The following is a 15913-nucleotide window of genomic DNA, read 5'->3' on the forward strand; positions in this document are numbered from 1 at the left end:
AAGGGGGGGGGGGGGGAAGCCTTTGGGTTGGGCGCGGTCAAACGGCCTGGAACCCGTGTCCTGGAGCCTTTGTCGCGGCGGGCGCCGTGCCCCTCCCGCCCCCCGCCCCGAGGTGCCGGCGGACGGTTGGGGGGCTGCGGGGAAGCAGTCGTCCGCCGGCAAGTGTGCGGGTCACCGAAGGGGGGCGGCCCTTGTGGAGAACGGGCTGGTGACCTCAGTGGATGAGGGGCGTTGCGGACCGCTCGTGGAGGCTCGCAACGCCCCTCGGCTTTTACCTGAGGGGTACTCAGGAGATCATCGGGTACTACGAGTTGACCTGGGTGGTCACCAGGCTGGAGAACGTCGTCAGGCGGGTGTAGACACCCGGATAGCCGGCCTCCGCGCAGCCCTCGCCCCAGGAGGTGATGCCGGCCAGCACCCCGCCGATGAGCAGCGGGCCGCCGCTGTCGCCCTGGCACGTGTCGACGCCGCCCGCGGTGTAGCCGGCGCAGACCATGTCGGAGGCCACGTAGTCGGAGCCGTACGAGCTCGCACAGCTGGAGTCGGACACGGTCGGCACGGTCGCGGTGCGCAGTTGGTTGGAGGAGCTGCCGTTCTCCGAGGTGGTGCCCCAGCCGACGATGCGGGCCGTGGTGCCGGTCGCGTACAGGCCGGTGTCCGAGGAGGCGACGTACTTCGCCGGGGTGTACGACATCGACGTCGACAGGGTCAGTACGGCCACGTCGTCGCCGTTGGTGGCGTCGGTGTAGTCGGGGTTGATCCAGATCTTGCTGACCTTGCTGACGGTGCCGTTCGTGCCGTTGAGGTACGTTCTGCCGCCGACCACGCGGATGCTGCTCGTGCTCTCGCCGGACATGCAGTGGGCGGCGGTCACGACCTTGTCGGCGGCGACGAGGGTGCCGCCGCAGAACTGGTTCTGCGAGGCGTCGGTGATCTGCATCATGAACGGGTACGCGGTCGTGGTGGTCGTCGTGCCGCCGACGATGGGCTGGGGCGCGGCTGCGGCGGAGGGGGCGCCGAGCAGCGTGGTCGTGGCGGCAGCGGCGGCCGCCGCACAGACGGCGGCGGTCTTTTTGGCGCGGTTGAGCCCGAACATCGGTCTCCTTGAAAGTTGCCGGTGGGGGGACGCACGGGTGTGGGGGGTGAGTCACGACGCCTCTGGGTGAGGTGTCGTGTGCCCGAGCGAGCGGCACGGCCACACGCTAGGGCGTGGGACCGCTCCCTCCCAATGAGGGAACCCCCTAGTGGAGATGGGGGAGGGAAAACCCTTGCCCGGAGCTAGCGGTGTTTGACGCGGGCGCCGTCCGGTTGGTCCCGGCCCTGGAGCCCCGCCCGTCCTACGCCCGTTCACCCGGAGGAGTCACCCAGAAGCTCTACCGTCCCGGCCCGCGGCTGTACCGTTCCGGGCCGGAGCGTCACCGTTCCGGCCCGCAGTCTCACCGGTCCGGCCGCTTCCCGCCGGGCCGCGTCACCGTCCGGCCCGAACCCCCACCGGCCCGCCCGCTTCCCGCCGGAGGCAGCGTCACAGCTTCCGGTCCGTGGCCTCACGGGTTCGCTCGCTGCCTGCCCGAGGCCGCGTCACCGTTCGGCGGAAGGCCCAGCCGGCATCCGGCGGGCAGCGGGGTCCCAGCCGGAGCGGGGGAGACCCCGGTCGGCGGCCGGAGGCTTCAGTCCGTCCTGCGCTCCGCCGCCAGTCGTACGATGTCGACCCGCGACCGAATCCCCAGCTTCCGGTACACCCGGGTGAGCGTGGCCTCCACGGTCTTGACGCTGATGAACAGCCGCGCGGCGATCTCGCGGTTGGTGGCACCCTCCATGACGAGGGCGGCGACCTGGCGCTCGGTCGCCGCGAGGGTGCCGAGAGCGGCGGAGGCGAGGGGCGGCGCGGCCGGCGGAGGCGCGGACGCCGTCTCGACCTGACGCAGCCACGGCAGCGCGCGGCACCGGCGGAACAGGCGGGCCGCCTCGTCGTAGGACGTGGGCCCCGGGACGGGGGTCCCCCCTGCCCGAGCGGAGCCGAGGGCTTGGGGGAGGGTTCGCAGACCGGCGAGGGCGTACGCGGCACGGGCCTCCTCCAGGCCGTAGCCCAGCTTGGCGAGGCGGTCCTGCGCGGAGGCCAACTGGCGTTCCGCCGGCCCCTGTTCGCCGCGCGCGGCCCGGACCAGGGCCTCGGCGCGGTCGAGTACGGCGAGCACGCTCTCGCGTTCCAGCCGCAGCGCGCGTCGGCGGGTCACGTCGATGACGTCCTGCGCCTCCGCGGTCTCGCCGATCCTGACCAGGGCCTCGGCGAGGTCCCCGTGCCAGCGGCCCCGGGCGGGGTCGATGACGCCGAGTCCCTCCTCCAACTCCCGGACCCGGCGCAGGGAGCGGACCGCGGCGGACGCGTCCCCGGCGACCAGCTGGGCGTGCCCGAGGGCGCCGAGCGCGCGCGAGAGGTAGACCAGGTCGCCGTCCTCCTCGGCGCGGTCCACGGCCTCGTGGGCGAGGGTGAGCGCCCGGTCCACGTCACCGCCCGCGGCCTCGGCGAGCGAGGTGAACATGGCGGTGGCCGCCTCGCCGATGCCGGTGTCACGGGCCAGCCTGAGGCTCTCCCGGGCCAGGTCGAGGGCGCGGCCGCAGTGCCCTGAGCGCAGTTCGGTCTCGGCGAGGCCGCGCAGGAAGTGCAGCTCGCTCTCGACCATGCCGCGCCGCTGCGCCTCGCGCAGCAGCGCGGTGATGGCCGTACGGGCCTCCGCGAGCCGGTCGCCCATGATGAGCCAGCGGAAGCGGGCGGCACCGGCGCCGTTGTGGTCGCAGGCGACCCGCGGGTCCTGCGGCTCGCGCATGGCCCGCTGGATGGTCGACGGCGCGTCCGGGTGCCCCATCAGGGTCTCCATCTGCGCCTGGAAGCCGAGCGCGAGGAGTTCGGTGCGCCGGTCCCCGGCGCGTGCCGCGAGCCGGGCGGCCCGGGCGGCCTCCTCGCGGGCCTTGGTCATCTCGCCGTCCATGAGCAGCGCCCGCCAGGCGAGTTGGTAGCGGACGAGGGCGACCAGGCCGGGGTCGTCGCCCGCGTCGGCGAGCGCCTGCGGGAAGACGGCGTCGATCTCCGACATGGCCTGTCCGGCGGCGTCGACGACGACCATCCAGGCCCGGACCCGGTCCGTGGGGGCGGTGGCCCGGGACAGCACCTGGCGCGCGATGTCCCGCGCGAGGTCCGTCTCCCCGGCCGTCAGCGCGTCCTCGGCCGCCTGAAGGCGCCGTTCGTCCGGGCTCGGCCGGGTGTCGGCCGGGGTGTGCCGGGCGGCGAGCAGTCCGAGCCCGACGGCGACGGAGGGGGCGCCGCGGTCACGGGCGGCGGCCGCTGCCTCGCCGAGCCGGGCGGCGACCGCGGGGTCCGTGCCGGTGGTGGCGAGGGCGAGGTGCCTGGCCCGCTCGATGGGATCGGAGGCCGCGCGGGACAGCGCGGCGTGCGCGGCGCGCCGCTCCTGGGCGTCGGCCTCCGCGTACAGGGCGGCCGAGACGAGGGGGTGCGCGAACCGTATGCCGGGCGTCTCACGTTCGGTGGCGAGCAGCCCGAGCGCGGTGGCCGAGGCCGTCTCCGCCTCGGCGTTCTCCCGGCCCGCGGCGTGCAGCAGGGCCAGTGTCGGGCGGGCTCCCGCGCTCACCACCAACAGGGTGCGGCGGGCCTCGGCGGACAGCATGTCCAGCCGGCTCAGGACGAGCGCGCGCAGTGACGTCGGTACGGGGAGCGGCTCGCCCGGACTCGGCCGGGTCGGGGACTCGGCGAGGGCGCGGCCCAGCTCCAGGGCGAAGAGCGGGTTGCCGCCGCTGGTGCGGTGGATGTCGCGCACGGTGGAGCGGGGCAGGCCGGTGTAGCCGCGCTGCCCGAGGAGTTCGGCCACCTGGGCGCGGGCCAGCGGGGCGACCCGCAGGGCCAGCGTCTCCGGAACGGACGCGCGGAGAAAGCGGTCGTGGTCCTGTGCCTGCGGCTCGGTGTCCGTACGGACCGCGCAGAGCATGCGGACCGGCGTGCCGCCGAGCCTGCGGGCGGCGAAGCCGAGCAGTTCGGCGCTGGCCGGGTCGAGCCACTGCAGGTCGTCGGCGACGATCAGCACCGGCCCCTGGGCGCCGAGGGCGCGGAACGCCGACAGCACCGCGAGCCGCAGCGCGAGACCGTCGCGCTGGAGGGTGGATTCGCCGCGGCCGGTGAGCGCCGACTCCAGGGCGGTGCGCTGCGGCGCGGGCAGCCGGTCGGCTATCTCGTCGACGACCAGACCGAGGAGGTCGGCCAGCGCGAGGAAGGGGAGATGGGATTCGGACTCGGTGGCCGAGCACCGCAAGACGGTCCGTGCCGATTCGGCGCATTCGGCGGCCAACGCCCGCAGGACGGTCGACTTTCCTATTCCCGCCGGTCCGTGCACGAGCACACTGCCACCGCCGGAGAGCTGCTCACGAGCCGCCGCGAAGAGTTCCTCCCGGCCGATGACCAGGTCGGGGCGCGGTCTCGCAGGTTCCTTGAAGTCCCCTCGCACGGTCACCACTCCCCTCGTGTGTCGTGTCCTGGCCAATATTAGGCAATGTCTCTTTGAATTTCGGACAGTCTGAGTGGTGAGGGAAATAACAACGGTCGCGCATAAGTCATTTCAGGGTCCAGACGGTTGAATGGTGAGCGCCAGGCCGGGTGGTCCGCTACGGCAGTACGCCGGCCCGGCGCGCGGCGACGACCGCCTCCAGACGGGTGTGCGCGCCGAGCCGGCGCATCGCCGAACGCAGATACCCCTTCACGGTCTCCGGACGAAGCCCGAGCCGCTCGGCGGCGGCCGCGTTGGTCGCGCCCGACGCGACACAGGCGAGGACATCCAGCTCGCGCGGAGCGAGTCCGACCTCGCGCGGCACCCCCGCGGACGGTGCCACCGCGTCGGCCAACCGGCCGCACACGGCCAGGAGTTCGGCCCGCAGCTCCGGGTCGGCGACCCGTGGCGCCAGCGCCCGCAGCGTCCCGTGCGCCTCGCGCACCTCCTCCCACGCCGCGCCTCCCGTCGCTCCCGTCGCGGGGCCGGGCTCGCGGACGACGCCGAGCAGATCGCGTGCCTCGTCCCGGACGACCAGCGCCTGTTCCACGTCCCGGGCCGCCGCGACGGCCGCCCCCAGCGTCCGGTCACCCAGGGGCTGGGCCGTCCGCAGGGCGCCGTACAGCACCCCGCGCACCCGGCGCCGTACGACCACGGGAACCGCGAGGACCGAACACAGCCCCTCCCTCGCCACCGCCGTGTCGTACTCGTGGCTGATCTGCCGTGAGGCCGAGTAGTCGCTCACCGCGCAGGGCCGGGCGAGGGCCACCGCCTTGCCGCCCAGGCCGTTGCCCGAGGAGACCGCGAGCGCGCTCAGCGCGGGCGTCGCCGTACCGCTCAGCTCACTGATGCGCACCAGCCGGCCGCCGGAGTCGACCAGGCCGCCGAAGGCGACCGGCAGCCCCGTGGCGCGGCGCAGCCGCACCAGCGCGGCACGCATTTCCACCGACTCGGCCGTGTCTGCTGTCACCTGCTCTTCCCTTCATCGCGGCGCACCCCCCGTTCGGGGGTGGTGAGACCTGCATCACGGAATACACGATGGTAGGCGGCGGTCCGGCAACGAGGAGGACACATGACGGCGACAACGGGCAGGGCGGACGCGTTCCGCGCCGCGCGGGACTTCCTGCTGGAGCACCGCGAGGACTACGCCACGGCCTACGAGGGCTTCAGCTGGCCCCGCCCGGAGCACTTCAACTGGGCCCTCGACTGGTTCGACGCCATCGCGCGGGACAACGACCGCACCGCCCTGCACATCGTGGAGGAGGACGGCGGGAGTGTCGAGGTCTCCTTCGCCGCGATGTCCGAGCGCTCCGACCGGGTGGCCAACTGGCTGCGCGCCCAGGGCGTACGGGCCGAGGACCGTGTCCTCGTCATGCTCGGCAACCAGGTCGAGCTGTGGGAGACGGCCCTCGCCGCGATGAAACTGCGCGCCGTCGTCATCCCGGCCACCCCGCTGCTGGGCCCCGCCGACCTGGCCGACCGGGTCGAACGCGGCCGGGTGCGGCACGTCGTCGTCCGGGCCGAGGACACCGCGAAGTTCGACGCGGTACCCGGCGGCTACACCCGGATCGCGGTCGGCGGCACCCGCCCCGGCTGGCAGGCGTACGAGGAGACGGCCGCCGCCGACGCCGCCTTCGAGCCGGACGGTCCCACCCACGCGGACGACCCCCTGATGCTCTACTTCACCTCGGGCACCACCGCCCAGCCCAAGCTGGTCGAGCACACCCACGTCTCGTACCCGATCGGCCACCTGGCCACCATGTACTGGATCGGGCTCAAGCCCGGGGACGTCCATCTGAACATCTCCTCACCCGGCTGGGCCAAGCACGCCTGGTCGAACCTCTTCGCGCCGTGGAACGCGGAGGCGACCGTCTTCCTGTACAACTACACCCGCTTCGACGCGGGCCGTCTGATGGCCGAGATGGACCGGGCCGGCGTCACCACCTTCTGCGCCCCGCCCACCGTGTGGCGCATGCTCATCCAGGCCGATCTGAGCCTGCTGCGGACCCCGCCGCGCGAGGTCGTCGCCGCGGGCGAGCCGCTGAACCCCGAGGTCATCGAGCAGGTGCGGCGCGCCTGGGGCGTCACCGTCCGGGACGGCTTCGGGCAGACCGAGACCGCCGTCCAGGTGTCCAACAGCCCCGGCCAGCCCCTCAAGACCGGCTCCATGGGCCGGCCGAGCCCGGGCTTCCGCGTCGAACTGCTCGATCCGGTCTCGGGCGCGCCCGGCGCGTCGGAGGGCGAGATCTCCCTCGACCTGTCCGGGCATCCCGTGGGTCTGATGACCGGCTACCACGGCGACCCCGACCGTACGGCGGAGGCGATGGCGGGCGGCTACTACCGCACCGGGGACATCGGCTCGCGCGACGCCGACGGCTACATCACCTACGTCGGGCGAAGCGACGACGTCTTCAAATCCTCCGACTACAAGATCTCGCCCTTCGAGCTGGAGAGCGCGCTCCTGGAGCACGAGGCGGTCGCCGAGGCCGCCGTGGTCCCGGCCCCCGACGAACTGCGCCTCGCCGTCCCGAAGGCGTACGTCGTCCTCGCCGCCGGGTACGAGCCGGGCCCCGACACCGCCAAGGTGCTCTTCGAGCACGCGCGCACGGTCCTCGCGCCGTACAAGCGCATCCGCCGCCTGGAGTTCGGCGAACTTCCCAAGACCGTCTCCGGCAAGATCCGCCGGATCGAGCTGCGCGAGGCCACGGCCGTCGGCTCGGACGCCGAGTACCGCGAGGAGGACTTCCGGTGAGTGAACTGTCGTACGCGCACGGGACGAGCGGCACGGCGCTGCTCGGCGACACCATCGGGGCCAACCTCGACCGGGCGGTCGCGGCCTGGCCGGACCGTGAGGCGCTCGTCGACGTGCCCTCGGGCCGACGCTGGACGTACGCCCAATTCGGCGCCGACATCGACGAGTTGGCTTACGCGCTGCTCGCCGGCGGAATCGCCAAGGGCGACCGGGTGGGCATCTGGGCGGTCAACTGCCCGGAGTGGGTGCTCGTCCAGTACGCCACCGCCCGCATCGGCGCGATCATGGTGAACATCAATCCGGCGTACCGTACCCACGAGGTGGAGTACGTCCTCAACCAGGCCGGGATCTCACTGCTCTTCGCCTCCCTCAGTCACAAGAGCAGCGACTACCGGACGATGGTCGAGGAAGTGCGGGGCAGATGCCCGCGGTTGCGGGAGACCGTGTACATCGGCGACCCGAGCTGGGACGCGCTGCTGAGGCGCGGAACCCCTGACCTGTACGAGGAGTTCCACGTCCGCGGGAGCGAGCTGTCCTGCGACGACCCCATCAACATCCAGTACACCTCGGGCACGACGGGCTTCCCCAAGGGGGCCACCCTCTCCCACCACAACATCCTCAACAACGGTTATTTCGTGGGCGAGTCGATCGCCTACTCGGAGCAGGACCGGGTCTGCGTCCCCGTGCCCTTCTACCACTGCTTCGGCATGGTGATGGGGAACCTGGCCGCCACCTCGCACGGCGCGTGCATGGTCATCCCCGCGCCCTCGTTCGACCCGGCGGCGACACTGAGGGCCGTACAGCAGGAGCGGTGCACGTCGCTCTACGGCGTACCCACCATGTTCATCGCGGAGTTGAACCTCCCGGACTTCGGGGCGTACGACCTGTCCACCCTGCGCACCGGCATCATGGCGGGCTCGCCCTGCCCGGTCGAGGTGATGAAACGGGTCGTCGCCGAGATGCACATGGAGGAGGTCTCCATCTGCTACGGCATGACGGAGACCTCGCCCGTCTCGCTCCAGACCCGCCGGGACGACGACCTGGAACACCGCACGGGCACGGTCGGCCGGGTCCTGCCGCACCTGGAGGTGAAGGTCGTCGACCCGGTGGACGGGGTGACCCGGCCGCGCGGCAGCGCCGGAGAACTCTGCACCCGCGGTTACAGCGTGATGCTCGGCTACTGGAACGAGCCCGAGAAGACCGCCGAGGCCGTCGACGCGGGGCGCTGGATGCACACGGGCGACCTGGCCGTGATGCGCGAGGACGGGTACGTCGAGATCGTCGGCCGTATCAAGGACATGATCATCCGGGGTGGCGAGAACATCTACCCGCGCGAGATCGAGGAGTTCCTGTACGCCCACCCGAAGATCGCCGACGTCCAGGTGGTCGGCATCCCCCACGAGCGCTACGGCGAGGAGGTGCTGGCCTGTGTCATCCCGCGCGATCCGGCCGACCCCCTCACCCTGGACGAGCTGCGCGCCTTCTGCGAGGGCCGGCTGGCGCACTACAAGATCCCCAGCCGGCTGCGTGTCCTGGAGACCTTCCCGATGACGGTGTCGGGGAAGGTACGGAAGATCGAACTACGGGAGACGTACGGGGAGTAGGCACCCGGGGTGCCCGTGCGTGCGCCCGTGTTCGTGCCATGCCCTTGCCGTTGTCCCTGCCCGGTGGTCAGCCCGTGACGGCGATGAGGTCGTCGGCCGGGCTGTTCACGGGTTGCGGGGTGCCGGTGAGGTCCAGGACGAAGAGGGGGACGCCGAGGGTGTCGGCGCGGGCGCGGGCGTCGTCGGCGTACCCCGCGAGGGAGAAGAACACGCAGTCCGCCGACTCCGTCATGGCGGTCAGCCACAGGCACTCCACGTCGCGCAGCGAGGCCGGCCGCACGGTGGGGTCCACCTGGGCCAGGATGCCGCGCGCGGCGAGCCCGATCCCGGACGGGGGCCGCTGGTCCGCGCGCCGGATGCCGCGATAGCCGAGCCAGCCCAGATACAGCGCGGCTGCGGTGACGACATCGCGTGCGGTCCGGATGGTGACCGGCTGGAACGCCGGCCTGTCGCCGGGCGAGCCGCCCCGCCCGCGCCCGCCGACGCCCCGGGACGCGTCGCCCCCGGCACCCCGGTCCGAGGTCCGCGCCCGCACAGAGCCCCGAGCCGAACCGACCTCGGTGTCCTGGTCCTGTGCCTGTTCCTGGTCGTTGTCCGGCGCCTGATGGTCGGCTCCGGCAGGGGAACCGGTCTGGCGGTCGGCCTGGCCGCCGTCGGGAGGGCCGGTCTCTCCGGCGCCTCGCCGGCCGGTCTCGTCGCCCGGCACGGGCGGGTCGGTGCCGGCGCGTTGCGTGATGCCGGGCGTGTCCGGCGTGGTCTCCGCGTGCCGCGGCGGGCGGGCGGCTCGCGCCGCTCGTACCCCGCGGAGCGGAATCCGCAGTGTCGTTCCGCAGGAGCAGCCCAGTTCCGGGTGCGGCCACTCGCTCTCGCGGTCGCAGGCCTCGCAGCGGACCGGGACCCAGTCGTCGTCCCACGCGCGGTGGGTGACGGGGGCCGGCTCCGCGAGGCGGTCGAGAGGGGCCGTCACGGGTGCTCCGCACACGCACGGATAGGACGGGGCCGCGTACAGGTGCTCGCGACGGCAGGCCGGGCACCGCACCGGCACGCTCTCGGCCATGGACCGCTCCAGAAGGTCACGTCGGGTCAGCGCGTCCATCGTCCTCCTGCCGGACGGCGTCCGGCAGCGAAACGCCGCGACGCGCACCGGTCCGGTCCGGCGCGCCGCCCGCTCTTGACGCTCCTTGCCCCGACACCTACATTACTTCCAGATAGTAGAAGTTAGTTTCCGCAATACGGAATAAGAGACTCTCCGCGGGGCGCGACGGGAGTGCGAATCCGACAGTCGAAGCAGGAGTACTCCATGGCTCGTATGACCGCTGCCCGCGCGGCAGTCGAGATCCTCAAGCGCGAGGGCGTGACCGACGCGTTCGGCGTCCCGGGCGCGGCGATCAACCCCTTCTACGCGGCACTCAAGGCGTCCGGCGGGATCAGCCACACCCTCGCCCGGCATGTCGAGGGCGCCTCGCACATGGCGGAGGGCTACACCCGCACGCACCCGGGCAACATCGGTGTCTGTATCGGAACCTCGGGCCCCGCCGGCACCGACATGATCACCGGCCTCTACTCCGCGACCGGCGACTCGATCCCGATCCTGTGCGTCACCGGCCAGGCGCCGACCGCGGTGATCCACAAGGAGGACTTCCAGGCCGTCGACATCGCCTCGATCGCGGGGCCCGTGACCAAGATGGCCGTCACCGTGCTGGAGGCCGCGCAGGTTCCCGGCGTCTTCCAGCAGGCCTTCCACCTCATGCGCTCCGGGCGCCCCGGGCCGGTTCTCATCGACCTGCCCATCGACGTCCAGCTCACCGAGATCGAGTTCGACCCCGACACGTACGAGCCGCTCCAGGCGTACAAGCCCGCCGCGACCCGCGCCCAGATCGAGAAGGCGCTCGCGCTGCTGAACGCGTCCGAGCGCCCGCTCATCGTGGCCGGCGGCGGAGTCGTCAACGCCGACGCCTGCGAACTCCTCGTCGAGTTCGCCGAGTTGACGGGCACCCCGGTCGTCCCGACGCTCATGGGCTGGGGCGTGCTGCCCGACGACCACGAGCTCAACGCCGGCATGGTGGGCCTGCAGACCTCGCACCGCTACGGCAACGCGACCTTCCTGGAGTCCGACTTCGTCCTCGGCATCGGCAACCGCTGGGCCAACCGCCACACCGGCAGGCTGGATGTCTACACGGCCGGACGGAAGTTCGTGCACGTCGACATCGAACCCACCCAGCTCGGCAGGATCTTCGCCCCGGACTTCGGCATCGCCTCCGACGCCAGGGCCGCCCTGGAGCTCTTCGTCGAGGTGGCGAGGGAGTCGAAGGAGGCAGGCGGGCTGCCCGACCGTTCCTCCTGGGCCGCCTTCGCACAGGAGAAGCGCGCCACCCTCCAGCGCCGGACACACTTCGACGACATCCCGATCAAGCCGCAGCGCGTCTACGAGGAGATGAACAAGGCCTTCGGTCCGGAGACCAGGTACGTCACCACCATCGGCCTCTCGCAGATCGCCGGCGCCCAGATGCTGCACGTCTACCGGCCACGCCACTGGATCAACTGCGGCCAGGCGGGCCCGCTCGGCTGGACCATCCCGGCCGCGCTCGGCGTCGCCAAGGCCGACCCCGACGCGCAGGTCGTCGCCCTCTCCGGCGACTACGACTTCCAGTTCATGATCGAGGAACTGGCCGTCGGCGCCCAGCACCGGATCCCGTACGTCCATGTCCTGGTGAACAACGCCTACTTGGGCCTGATCCGGCAGGCGCAGCTCGGCCTGGACATCGACTTCCAGGTCAACCTGGAGTTCGAGAACATCAACTCCCCGGAACTCGGCGTCTACGGCGTTGATCACGTCAAGGTCGTCGAGGGTCTCGGCTGCAAGGCGATCCGCGTCACCGACCCGGGCGAACTCGGCGCCGCCTTCGAGCGGGCCAAGAAGCTCGCCGCCGAGTTCCAGGTCCCGGTCGTCGTCGAGGCGGTCCTGGAGCGCGTCACCAACATCGCCATGAGCAGGACGAACGACATCGGGAACGTCGTGGAGTTCGAGGAGATCGCGACCGAGCCCGGCCACGCGCCCACCTCGATCCGGACGCTGAAGGTCTGACGCGGGCGCTCGTCCGCACGCCGAGGGCGGCCCGCTCCAACTGATGGGCCGCCCTTGCGCGTTGTTCCCAGGGACGGGCGGGTCCGGCATGCTCGCCCCATGCGGATGACCGTCCCCACCCCCCTCGGCGACATCGCCGTACGCTGCCTTCCCCCCTTTCCCGGAGCACGCCCGCAGGGGGCTGCCGTCCCGCCCGACGCCCCCGCGCTGCTGCTTCTGCACGCCAACCCCGGGGACGGCCGTGACTTCGACGCCGTGCTGCCCGCCCTCGCCGACCGGTACCGGACCTTCGTCGTGGACTGGCCCGGGTACGGCGACTCCACCGCGCCCGAACCCCAACTGGTCACGCCCGAAGGGCTGGTGGAGGTCGCGGAACGGGTGATCGACGCGCTCGCCGAGGAGCAGGGCGTGCGGGAGGTCGCCGTGCTCGGCAACAGCGTCGGCGGCTATGTCGCCTGCCGCCTCGCCGAGGGCCCCCGCGCCGCGTCGGTCACCGCGCTCGTCCTGGTCGACCCGGCGGGCTTCACCCGGCACACCGCGTTCACCCGCTGGTTCTGCCGCGAGGTGATGGGCCGCCCCGCCCGCGCCCGCCGGCTGGTCGTCCCGCTGGCCCGCGCCTATCTGGGCCGGCTGGGCACGCCGAGCGCGCGGGAGACGTACGCCCGCGTCCGTCAACTGCCCCACGACGAGCGGAGACTGGCGGTGCACTGCGCCGTGTGGCGCGGTCTCGCCGGCCCGGACTTCGGCCTGGCGGACCCGGCGGCCCTGGATGTGCCGATCCTGCTCCTGTGGGGCAGCCGCGACCCGGTCGTCCCCGCCCTCCTCGACGGCCGCCGCGCCCAACGCATGCTCCCCGCAGGGACGTTGAGCGTTCTGCTGCCCACCGCCCACGAGCCGTACAACGAACGCCCGGGTCTGTTCCTGCGGCACATCCTGCCGTTCCTGAAGGACCCGCGGGCGGTCAGTACGAGCAGTCGCCTCCCCAGCCGGCCCCGCCGCCAGTGAAGCCACTGCCTCCGCCGCCCCAGGGCAGTCCGCGCTCCTGCCCTCTCCTGCGGCCGGCCGGGCCAGCGGATGCGGTGAACCGCGGCACCAGGACGGTCAGGGCGCCATCGCCGTACACGGTCACCGTGGGCAGGACACCGGCCGCGGACGGGGCCGAGGTCCGCTGCGCGCCCGGCCGTCCCGCGGCCACCGCGCCCCGTGGATGCGGGGCGGGCTCGGCGACCGTCACGGCCGCGCCGGCCCACCACGCGGCAGCGCGACGGTCCGAGGCCCGAGCCTGACCGCCGCGCTCCCACTCATGGGGCTTCCCCCGTACCCCCGTTCGGGACCCGCCGCCCCCGTGCCGGCGGGCCCCGTGTGCCGAGAATGTGCCTCATCCGGCGTGAGGAGAAGCCCCTGGGGCGGTGTTCAGAGGTTGATTTGAGGGTTCCGTAGACGTTCTACGCCCGCTTGTGTACGGACAGGGTCCGTTCGCCGCCCGTTTCGGCTCGCAGCTCGGGGCTCGGGGCTCACGTCCGGCGGGCCGGTGTCCACGGTCTTCATCCGTCCGAGTGCTCCGAATGCTCCGAGAGGCCGGGCCAGTCGTCCGGACCGCCGCCCTGCCAGTCGATGATGTCGCTCTCCTCGACCTCGATCGCGTCGAGGTCGACGTCCGCCTGGCGCAGGATCTCGACCACGTCGTCGAGGTGGTACGCGATGCCGAGCGCCCGGTCGCCCTCGGTGACCCGCCGCGACCCGTCCAGTCCCGGCGTGTGCACCACGATCCTGGGGAAATCCATGCCGTCAGCCTCCATGGTCCCAGGCTGCTGCGCGCGGCCGGAATCCGCACCCGGAGCCCGGTCCTCCGGTCCGCCGCGTGAGCTGTGCGGTTGTCGCCGTCCGACGGCGCGAGCCTGGGCGCGACATTACGTTCGCGCCGCCGGACGGAGTCCTGGGGCACTTGCCGACGGGTGCGGGCGGGTGCTGTCGGCCGGTGCGGCTGGGACCGCGGCGGATGCGACGGAACCGTGACGCCGCTTCTCTCAGGTCGAGAAGCGGCGTCACGGGACCTCCACCACCGCACTGGCTCGCATGCCGCCGCGGTCCTCGCCTCGCCCACGGTCCTGTCGTGCGGGGCCGTGGTTCAGATCCGCGCGCCGGAGAGGCGCTCGACCGCGCGCAGCAGTGCGGAGTGGTCCAGGCCGCCGTCGCCCTGCGCGCGCAGACTGGCGACGAGCTGGGCGACCACGGCACCGACGGGCAGCGCGGCGCCCACGGTGCGGGCGGCGTCCGTGACGATGCCCATGTCCTTGTGGTGCAGGTCGACGCGGAAGCCCGGCTTGAAGTCGCGGTTCAGGAAGTTGTCCCTCTTGCGGGCCAGCACGGTGGAGCCCGCGAGACCGCCGCCGAGGACGTCGAGCGCGGCCTTGAGGTCCACGCCGGACCGCTCCAGGAAGACCACGGCCTCGGCGCACGCCTGGATGTTCACGGCGACGATGAGCTGGTTGGCCGCCTTCACGGTCTGGCCCGAACCGTGCGGACCGCACAGCACGATGGTCCTGCCGAGCGCCTCGAAGAGGGGCTCCGCCTCGTCGAAGTCGGCCTGCTCGCCACCGACCATGATCGACAGCACGGCCTCGACCGCACCGGCCTCGCCGCCGGACACCGGGGCGTCCAGGACGCGAACGCCCTTCTCGGCGCCGGCCTTCGCGAGGTCCACCGAGGTCTGCGGGGTGATCGAGGACATGTCGACCAGCAACGCGCCGGACCTCACGTTCTCCAGGACGCCGTCGGGGCCGTACGCGACGGCCTCGACCTGCGGGGAGGCGGGCACCATCGTGATCACCACGTCGGCGTCCCGCACGGCCTCGGCGATGGAAGCGGCGGCGGTGCCGCCCGCGGCGGCCAGGCGCTCCAGCTTGTCCCGCTCCAGCGTGTGACCGGTGACGTCGTACCCGGCCTTGATCAGGTTCTCCGCCATGGGCGAGCCCATGATGCCGAGACCGATCCATGCCACCTTGGGGAGGTCGTTGCTCATGAAGGTGCCTCTCTGGAATCTCTGTCACGTCATCGGGGAGCCGCTCAGCGGGCGGCTCGGGCGGCGGCGGGCAGCCAGTCGAAGGACTCGGCACTCGGCCGGTCGCCCGGCTTGTACTCCAGACCGACCCAGCCCTCGTAACCGGCCTTGCCCAGCTGGTCGAGGAGCTCCTCCAGGGGGAGGGTGCCGGTGCCCGGGGCGCCGCGGCCGGGGTTGTCCGCGATCTGTACGTGGCCGGTCCGGTCGGCGTAGGAGGCGATCACCCGCGGCAGGTCCTCGCCGTTCATGGAGAGGTGGTAGAGGTCCATGAGGAACCTGGCGTTGCCGAGGCCGGTCGCCGCGTTGACCTTGTCGACGACGCCGACGCCGGCCGGTGCGCTCACCAGCGGATAGCGCGGCGACTCGCGCTCGTTGAGGGTCTCGACGAGGAGGACCGCGCCGATCCGGTCGGCGGCGCGCGCCGCGAGGACCAGGTTCTCCAGCGCGAGCGCGTCCTGTTCGGCCGGGTCCACGCCCTCGACGCGGTTGCCGTACAGGGCGTTGAGCGCCGTGCAGCCCAGCGACCCGGCGAACCCGGCGGCCACCTCGATGTTGGCGCGGAACCTCGCCGACTCCTCGCCGGGGATCGACAGAGCGCCCCGGTCGGGACCGGGCAGTTGTCCGGCGTAGAAGTTCAGCCCCGTCAGCCGGACGCCCGCGTCCTCGACGGCCTTCTTCAGGGCGTCGAGTCCGGACTGTGCGGGGGTGGGGGAGTCGCCCCAGGGCCACCACAGCTCGACCGCGGTGAAGCCCGCCGCCGCGGCGGCCGCGGGGCGCTCCAGGAGCGGGAGTTCCGTGAAGAGGATCGACAGGTTGACGTTGAAGCGCTGGTCCGCGAAGCCCATGGGGGTCGGCGCTCCC

The 15913-nt window shown here is 72.5% G+C and carries 11 protein-coding genes; 4 read left to right on the forward strand and 7 right to left on the reverse strand.

The window, feature by feature from the left end; all coding sequences use genetic code 11:
* Positions 1 to 304: 304 nt before the first annotated feature.
* From ACZ6KY_RS07805 to ACZ6KY_RS07815, 3 genes are all read right to left on the reverse strand, one after another.
* Positions 305 to 1096, reverse strand: a complete 792-nt coding sequence (locus tag ACZ6KY_RS07805; RefSeq protein WP_469309431.1) for a S1 family peptidase — start codon at positions 1094 to 1096, stop codon at positions 305 to 307.
* Between the two features lie 571 nt (positions 1097 to 1667).
* Positions 1668 to 4517 (reverse strand): ATP-binding protein, encoded by a 2850-nt coding sequence (locus ACZ6KY_RS07810; protein ID WP_469309432.1) that lies wholly within the window; start codon positions 4515 to 4517, stop codon positions 1668 to 1670.
* Positions 4518 to 4668: 151 nt separating this feature from the next.
* Entirely contained in the window at positions 4669 to 5490 is an 822-nt protein-coding gene (locus ACZ6KY_RS07815) for a helix-turn-helix transcriptional regulator (RefSeq protein WP_469309796.1), read from the reverse strand.
* A gap of 132 nt (positions 5491 to 5622) precedes the next feature.
* Here ACZ6KY_RS07815 and ACZ6KY_RS07820 point away from each other — a divergent pair, with 132 nt between their 5' ends.
* Complete coding sequence (locus ACZ6KY_RS07820) at positions 5623 to 7302, forward strand: AMP-binding protein (RefSeq protein ID WP_469309433.1); 1680 nt, start codon at positions 5623 to 5625, stop codon at positions 7300 to 7302.
* Positions 7299 to 8906 (forward strand): AMP-binding protein, encoded by a 1608-nt coding sequence (locus tag ACZ6KY_RS07825; protein WP_469309434.1) that lies wholly within the window; start codon positions 7299 to 7301, stop codon positions 8904 to 8906. The genes ACZ6KY_RS07820 and ACZ6KY_RS07825 overlap by 4 nt, the downstream gene beginning before the upstream one ends.
* Positions 8907 to 8973: 67 nt before the next feature.
* Here the strand turns inward: ACZ6KY_RS07825 and ACZ6KY_RS07830 are convergent, their stop codons facing one another.
* The gene (locus tag ACZ6KY_RS07830) at positions 8974 to 9888 is read right to left on the reverse strand and encodes a hypothetical protein (protein ID WP_469309797.1); all 915 of its coding nucleotides are present in this window, start codon (positions 9886 to 9888) and stop codon (positions 8974 to 8976) included.
* Between the two features lie 318 nt (positions 9889 to 10206).
* Here ACZ6KY_RS07830 and gcl point away from each other — a divergent pair, with 318 nt between their 5' ends.
* Both gcl and ACZ6KY_RS07840 read left to right on the forward strand, forming a co-directional pair.
* Positions 10207 to 11991, forward strand: coding sequence for a glyoxylate carboligase (gene gcl / locus ACZ6KY_RS07835; protein ID WP_469309435.1), 1785 nt, complete (start codon positions 10207 to 10209; stop codon positions 11989 to 11991).
* 99 nt (positions 11992 to 12090) lie between these two features.
* The gene (locus ACZ6KY_RS07840) at positions 12091 to 12996 is read left to right on the forward strand and encodes an alpha/beta fold hydrolase (RefSeq protein WP_469309436.1); all 906 of its coding nucleotides are present in this window, start codon (positions 12091 to 12093) and stop codon (positions 12994 to 12996) included.
* Positions 12997 to 13535: 539 nt separating this feature from the next.
* Here ACZ6KY_RS07840 and ACZ6KY_RS07845 read toward each other — a convergent pair.
* The 3 genes from ACZ6KY_RS07845 to ACZ6KY_RS07855 form a co-directional block, all read right to left on the reverse strand.
* Positions 13536 to 13775 carry a hypothetical protein gene (locus ACZ6KY_RS07845; protein ID WP_469309437.1) on the reverse strand — a complete coding sequence of 80 codons (240 nt, stop codon included), beginning with the start codon at positions 13773 to 13775 and terminating at the stop codon, positions 13536 to 13538.
* 344 nt (positions 13776 to 14119) lie between these two features.
* Positions 14120 to 15013 carry a 2-hydroxy-3-oxopropionate reductase gene (locus tag ACZ6KY_RS07850; RefSeq protein ID WP_469309438.1) on the reverse strand — a complete coding sequence of 298 codons (894 nt, stop codon included), beginning with the start codon at positions 15011 to 15013 and terminating at the stop codon, positions 14120 to 14122.
* 44 nt (positions 15014 to 15057) lie between these two features.
* Entirely contained in the window at positions 15058 to 15897 is an 840-nt protein-coding gene (locus tag ACZ6KY_RS07855; RefSeq protein WP_469309439.1) for a TIM barrel protein, read from the reverse strand.
* Positions 15898 to 15913 lie beyond the last annotated feature (16 nt).

The organism is Streptomyces sp. NPDC042002 (assembly GCF_055588305.1).